Raw genomic sequence first — 6,888 nt, 5'->3', positions numbered from 1 at the left:
TCGCCCTTGCCCGCCGCCGCCAGGCGGCGATGCCGCGCCCCACCAGCCAGGCGCGGACGGAGACCGCCCGCCGCAGCCGATTCCCTTACACGATGCCGCTGGCTTCGAACGGCCACGGCTTGCCGAGCCGTTCGGCGACCTTCGCCGGATCGTGGCCGACCTCCGCCACGGCCGCCTCCACTTCCTCGCTCGGGGTCTGGAAATAGCGGGCCCAATAGGCTTTGTCCCGGGGCTCCTTCAGCGACACCGTAATGGGCGCCTCGGGCGTGGATCCATCCATACTCATCGGGCGGCTTCCTCGGCTTCGGTGCCGGGCCGGTCGCTCGGATCGTCCGGCGTTTCCTGAACAATCCCGCTCACGGTATCCTTCGGGCCGGTCGCGGCGCTGTTCTGCTCGGGCTCGCCGGAGCCGCCGCCGCGCGATCGGTCGTAGGAGGATGCGGCCAGATCCTCGTTCCCCTTGGTCGGTTCGGGCGGTTTCGTCGTCTCGGACATGCATCGCTCCCTGATCTGACGGGCCAACGCTCGAAGCGCGATGTGGGTTCGTGCCGGCCTCAGTCGAGGTAGCTCAGGGCCATGCCCGTCCGGGGATGGGGGAAGACCCCCATGCGCACCCCGTAGATCGCCTCCAGCCCCTCCGGCGTCACGATCTCGGCGGGCGTGCCGCGCGCGATGAGGCGGCCACCATGGAGCGCGATGAGGTCGTCGCAGGTGCGGGCCGCCATGTTCACGTCGTGCAGGACCACGATGACGGTGAGGCCGCGCTCCCGCGACAGCTGGCGCACGAGGGAGAGCACCTCGATCTGGTGGGCGACGTCGAGGGCGGCGATGGGCTCGTCGAGGAGGAGGCAGCCGGCGTTCTGCGCCACCAGCATGGCGAGCCAGACGCGCTGGCGCTCGCCGCCGGAGAGGCTGTCCACCATGCGCTCGACGAAGGGCGTTACCGTGGTGAGCCGCATCGCCTCGGCGACGGCCTCGCGGTCGGCCGCGCCCATCCGGCCCAGCGCCCCGTGCCAGGGATAGCGGCCCATGGCGACAAGTTCCCTGACCAGCATGCCGGGCGCCTGCGGCGTCGTCTGCGGAAGATAGGCGACCTCGCGGGCGAAGGCGCGGTCCCCGAGCTGTTCGATCGGGGCGCCCTTGAACAGGACGCGTCCGGCGCTCGGAGCCTGCTGGCGGCCGAGCAGCTTGATCAGCGTCGACTTGCCCGACCCGTTATGGCCGATGAGGCCGATGACCCGGCCGGCGGGGATGGTCAGGGTCAGCGGCTGCAGCAGCACGCGCCCGGGCACCGAGAACGTGACGCGGTCGAGGCTGTAGACCGCATCGTCCGGGCCGGAATCTCCCCTTGGTCCCGCATCGGCTCGGATCATGGATTTCGTTCGCCCGTTCGACGCTGCAACGCACGCCATGCTGGTGGACCGAGGGCCGCGTCAGGCCCGCGCGGCCGTCGTCTGCCGGTCTGCCAGTAGCGATTGGGCGATCTCATGCCCCCGCATGACCAGGATGGACAAGAGTGTATCGCTCAGGCCGTGGGTGGGTTCGCTGAAACCCTGGAGATAGATGCCCGGCTCGAAACCGGGGCGGGTGGCGAGACGGTAGTCGCGCCCGATGGTGCCGTCGGTGAGATGCGGGGCGAGCGACGGCATGATGGTCTCCAGGCGGTCGCGGCGATAGCCCGTGGCCAGGATCACGACGTCATAGGGCTCCTGCGCGGTGAGCCCCGTGGCGGCGTCCAGGGTTTCGAGGACGATCTCGCCGGCCTGCTCCACGGCCCCGACCACGGTGGTCCTCGGCCGCAGGGCATGGCGATGCTCGCCGCTGACCTTCTGCTGATAGAGGATGTCGAAGATGCGCGTCAGAAGGTCGGTGTCGATCACCGAGTAATTGGTGCCGCGGAACTCGTCGATGATGGCCCGGCGCTGGGTCTCGGGCTGGCCGTAGACGAAGTCGGTGAAGTCCGGGTTGAAGATCTCGTTGACGAAGGGGCTGTCATCGGCGGGCTTCAGCGCCTGCCCGCGGAAGATCATGGAGATGTCCGCGGTGGGAATGCGGCTCTGCAGGTCGAGGAAGAGCTCGGCCGCCGTCTGGCCCGCGCCGATGACGGCGATGCGCGGCCGGCGTGTGGCGCCGTCCGGCAGGGGAACGCCGTCGATCCGCGACAGGTAGTGCGACGAGTGGAAGATCCGGGCGCTCCCCTGCAGCTCCTCGAAGACCGGCAGGATACGCGGCTCGCCTCCGGTGGCGAGGATGACGGCGCGGGTGCGCCGTCTCCGCTCGCGGCCATCGGCCTTGCGCGAATGGACGAGCAGGTGGCGGATCGTGTCGCCGCGCCCCTCCGGCTCGACGGCCAGCACGGTATCGCCATAGTCGCAGTGATCGGCGAAATGCCCGGCCACCCAGCGCAGATAGGCGTTGAACTCGATCCGGCTCGGAAAGAACGACTTGCGGTTGATGTAGTCGATCAGCCGGCCGTGGACATGGAGGTAGTTGATGAAGGTGTAGGGGCTCGTCGGGTCACGCAGGGTGACGAGATCCTTCAGGAAGGAGATCTGCATCCCGCTGTCAGGCAGGAGCATCCCGCCGTGCCAGACGAACTCGTCCTGGCGCTCGAGGAAGCGCACCCGGGGCTGGCGGCCCCGCCGCCGTCCCGCCTCGTCGAGGGCGATGGCCAGCGACAGGTTCGACGGGCCGAAGCCGATGCCGAGCGCATCGTAGACCGGCGCGTCGTCATCGTCCCCGCGCCTCAGCCCCTCGTCCCGGAAGACCCCGCGCAGGGGGAAGGACGTATCCGAGTGGTCGTAGGATTCCGTCATCACCGAACCTCCATTCCTGCGCCGAGCGACACGGATCACCGCGGCGATCCGCCGGCGGTCGTCAGGCAAAGGGACGTTCGGGCAGGGGAGGGATTTAGGAGCCGGCCGAAAAAATTGTGCGCCGCCGCTTAAATTTCGGCGATCCGCCACCGTCTCTGGCTGCGAGACCGACCAATTTCGCGGAGCGCGACGCCATGGCCACCGACGACAGCGAAGCGACGTTCCTCGTCGTGATCAACGGGGAAGAGCAATATTCCGTCTGGCCCGCCCATCGCCCGGTGCCGGCCGGATGGAGCGCCACCGGCTTCTCCGGGCCCCGCGCCGCGTGCCTCCAGCATATCGACACGGTCTGGACCGACATGCGGCCCCTGAGCCTGCGCCGCGCCCTTGCCGGCGACGCCCGCGCCTGAACCCCGGCGCCCGGTTTCGATGACATCCCCGTTCTAGACTTACCAGGACACATGATGACCGACGGTTTCCCGCGCGCGTCGTTGGCGGTCCCGCCCGCCACGGACTTCGTCAGTCACCTGCGCTGGCTGGCCGAGGCCCATGGCGAGGTCTCCGCCCTTCATTTCCTCGACGACCCGCAGCGGGGCGAGGTCGCGGTCACCTATGCGGAGCTCCACCGTCGGGCGCGCGCCATCGCCGCGCGGCTTCGGCAATCGGCGAAGCCCGGCGACCGGGTCTGCCTCCTGCTCGATACCGGGCTCGACTACGTCGCGGGCTTCTTCGGTTGCCTCCAGGCCGGGCTCATCGCCGTCCCGGTGTTCCCGCCCGAGCCGCGCCGGGCGCAGCATCAGGCGCGCATCGCCGCGATCATCGATGACGCCGAGCCGGCGCTGATCCTCGTCCATCGCGACGACGCGGACTCCGTTCACGCCATGCTCGCCACGGCGGGAATCCGCAGCGCGGTCCTGCCGGTGGAGGACATCTCGGCGGACGAATCCGGCGACGCGGAGCCCGCCGGTCGGCTCGAGGCGGCGCCGTCGCCGGAGGAGGTCGCCTTCCTGCAATACACGTCGGGCTCCACGGCCGTGCCCAAGGGCGTGGTCGTCAGCCACGCCAACCTCGTCGCCAACGAGCGGCTGATCCGGGTCGGGTTCGACTTCCGCCCCGACGACGTCATGGTGAGCTGGCTTCCGCTCTATCACGACATGGGTCTGATCGGCGGCATGCTGCAGCCGATCTACGCAGGCATCCTGGGCGTTCTCATGTCGCCCAAGCATTTCCTCGGCCGCCCGGCGCGCTGGCTGGAGGCCATCCACCATCATCGCGGCACGGTGAGCGGCGGCCCCGATTTCGCGTTCCGCCTGTGCCAGGACAGGGTCGACGACGAGACCGTCGCGCGGCTCGACCTGTCCAGCTGGCAGATCGCCTTCTCGGGCTCGGAAATGGTCCGGGCCTCCACCATGGCGGATTTCGCCGAGCGTTTCGCTCCCGCCGGTTTCGACGCCCGCGCGCTGAGGCCGTCCTACGGCCTGGCGGAAGCGACGCTCTTCCTCACCGCCGGGACGCGCGGCGAGGGCATGCGGTCCCTCGACCTCGATCCCGCCACCCTCGCGCAAGGCCGTGCCGTCGCCGCGGTGGACGGCACCCGGCTGGTGGATTGCGGCTTCGAGCAGCCCGGGCATCCGATCCACATCGCCGGTTCCGATGGGGAATCGCTGCCGGACGGGACCATCGGCGAGGTCGTCGTCTCCGGTCCGAGCCTCGCCCAGGGCTATTGGCGCAACCCGGACGCGACGGCGGCCGCCTTCGTCGAACGGCACGGCGTGCGCTGCCTGAGGACGGGCGATCTCGGCTTCCTGCACCGGGGCCGGCTCTTCCTCGTCGGGCGCGAGAAGGACCTCATCATCCTGCGTGGCCAGAACGTCTATCCGCAGGACGTGGAGCGGGTGGTGGAGCAGGGCGTCGACATCCTGCGCCGAGGCCGGATCGCCGCCTTCGCCATCGAGCGCGACGGCCGCGAGGGCATCGGCGTGGCGGTGGAGGTGTCGCGCACCGTCCAGAAGCTCGCCGCGCCCGAGGCGATCGCCTCGCTGGTATCGGAGGCCGTCGCCGATGCCTTCCTCGAGACCGCGCGCGTCGTGGTTCTCCTCAATCCCGGCGGCCTGCCGCGCACATCCAGTGGGAAGATCCAGCGCGGCGCCACGCGGCGCGGATGGGAGAGGGGCTCCCTGGACGCCTACGCGGTGGTGGAGGACGGCCGGCGCAGCGATGGGGAAGGCGCGCCGAAATCCGGTGAGGCCATGGCCCTGGCCGGGCTGGATGCGCGCCTCGCCGCGATCTGGTCCGTCATCCTCGACCGGCGCGACCTCACCCGCGACAGTCATTTCTTCGCCCTCGGCGGCAATTCCATCGCGGCCATCGGGATGCTCACCGAGCTACGCGCGGCCATCGGCATCGCGATCCCGCCGCAGACCCTGTTCGCGCATCCCCGGCTGGGGGCTTTCGCCGAGGCGGTCGGGGCGGAGATCGCGGCCGGTACGACGGCTCTCGTGATCGCTCCGGCCCCCCGTGACGGAGCGCTTCCCCTGTCGTTGGCGCAGGAGCGGCTCTGGTTCGAGGCCGAATTCGGCGATGACGAACGCCACCATATCGCCGGTGGGATTCACCTCCACGGCGACCTCGACCGGAGCGCCCTGGACCGCAGCCTTGCTGCCCTCGTCGCACGGCACGAGGCCTTCCGCACCCGTCTGCACCGCCGCCCCGACGGCCGGGCCGAGCAGGTGATCGTGGCCGGCTGCGATGTCGCGTTGCCCGAGACCGATCTGACCGGGTTCGGCGCGCATGAGCGCGAGGAGCGGTTCGCGGCCCTCTGCCGTGAGGCGGCGGAGCGCCCCTTCACCCTCGACGGCGGCCCGCTCGCGCGCTTTGCCCTGGTCCGCCTCGGCGGGGCTCATCACGTCCTCCTGGTGACCCTGCACCACATCGTGTCCGATGGCTGGTCCATGGGCGTTATCCTGCAGGAATGGCCGGCGCTCTATCGGGCGGAGGCAGAGGGTCTGCCCACCGGTCTGCCCCCCCTTGCGATCCAGCCGGCCGATATCGCCGCCTGGCAGGCCGGCGAACCACGCGCCGATGCCATGGAGTCCGACCTCGCCTGGTGGCGCGAACGCCTCAACGGGCCCGAGCCCGATCTGTCCCTCACCGATCGCCAGAGACGGGCCGGGGTGCCCGACCGCGTCCTCCGGCACGGCTTCGCGATCGGCGAGGGGGTGAGCCGTCGGGTCGGGGCCCTGGCGGGTGAGATGGGCACCTCGCCCTTCACGGTCCTGCTCGGCGCCTTCGCCCTCTTCCTGCATCGTTATGGCGACACCCGGTGCCTGCGCATCGCCATGCCCGTGGCGGGTCGCCATCTGCCGGGCGTCGAGCACCTCGTCGGGGTGTTCGTGAACACACTGGTCTTGCCTGTGTCGATCGACCCGGTATCGTCGGGACGCGATGTCATTAGTCAGCTATGGACCTTGCTGACCGACGCCTTGGCGCATCAGGATCTGCCCTTCGAGCGATTGGTGGAGGCGCTGCAACCGGAACGCATTCCCGGCCGGGCACCCCTTGCCCGCGTGATGATCAGCCAGCAGCCGGCGACCTTGGGCGATCTCGGCACGGTCGCCGGCCTGACGCTCGAGGCATTCGGGCAGGATACCGGCACGCCCGCCTACGACCTCGTCCTGGAAGTATCGGAGAAGGACGGCGGTCTGTCCGCGACCATCGCCTATTCCGAAGCCCTTTTCGACCCTGCCGCCATCGCCCGGTTCGAGGAGGGCTACCTCGCCCTGCTCGATGGCCTGACCGGCACCCCGGCCCATCGCATCGACACGCTCGAACTGGTCCCGGCCTCCGCCCTCGCTTCGCTGTCCTCGCCCTACGCGGACGGGATGCCGCTGTCGGATTCGCTGGTGCCGGCGCTGATCGGCGCGGCGGCGCAGGCCGATCCCGACGCGCCGGCGGTGATCTGCGGTCCGCGCACCACCACGTTCGGCGAGCTCGACCGGGCCGCCAACCGCCTCGCCCATCGCCTGATCCGGGACGGCATCGGCCCCGAGGCGGTTGGCGGCCCGGTCGAGCT

Annotated in this window: 6 protein-coding genes; 2 read left to right on the top strand and 4 right to left on the bottom strand. The window is 70.2% G+C overall.

Features of this window, described 5'->3' with window-relative positions; translation table 11 throughout:
- Positions 1-85 precede the first annotated feature (85 nt).
- Genes FV220_RS23320 through FV220_RS23305 form a run of 4 tightly spaced genes read right to left on the bottom strand, consistent with a single transcriptional unit; the run spans position 86 to position 2,816 of the window.
- Positions 86-280, bottom strand: a complete 195-nt coding sequence (locus FV220_RS23320; protein ID WP_238253982.1) for a DUF3606 domain-containing protein — start codon at positions 278-280, stop codon at positions 86-88.
- 2 nt (positions 281-282) lie between these two features.
- Entirely contained in the window at positions 283-495 is a 213-nt protein-coding gene (locus FV220_RS23315; protein WP_147833401.1) for a hypothetical protein, read from the bottom strand.
- A 59-nt stretch (positions 496-554) separates the two neighbouring features.
- Positions 555-1,373, bottom strand: coding sequence for an ATP-binding cassette domain-containing protein (locus tag FV220_RS23310; protein WP_147833400.1), 819 nt, complete (start codon positions 1,371-1,373; stop codon positions 555-557).
- A gap of 60 nt (positions 1,374-1,433) precedes the next feature.
- Positions 1,434-2,816: a lysine N(6)-hydroxylase/L-ornithine N(5)-oxygenase family protein gene (locus FV220_RS23305; RefSeq protein ID WP_147833399.1), complete on the bottom strand. Its 1,383-nt coding sequence runs from the start codon at positions 2,814-2,816 to the stop codon at positions 1,434-1,436.
- Between the two features lie 194 nt (positions 2,817-3,010).
- Here FV220_RS23305 and FV220_RS23300 point away from each other — a divergent pair, with 194 nt between their 5' ends.
- Together FV220_RS23300 and FV220_RS23295 are read left to right on the top strand one after the other, a co-directional pair.
- Positions 3,011-3,226, top strand: coding sequence for an MbtH family NRPS accessory protein (locus FV220_RS23300; protein WP_147833398.1), 216 nt, complete (start codon positions 3,011-3,013; stop codon positions 3,224-3,226).
- 54 nt (positions 3,227-3,280) lie between these two features.
- Positions 3,281-6,888, top strand: a 3,608-nt coding sequence (locus FV220_RS23295; protein WP_246689526.1) for an AMP-binding protein, incomplete at its 3' end; no start/stop codon positions are given.

This window comes from Methylobacterium sp. WL19 (assembly GCF_008040005.1).
GTDB lineage: Bacteria > Pseudomonadota > Alphaproteobacteria > Rhizobiales > Beijerinckiaceae > Methylobacterium > Methylobacterium bullatum.
The sequence above is the reverse complement of the archived record's forward strand: the minus strand, read 5'-3'. Positions and strand labels throughout refer to the sequence as shown.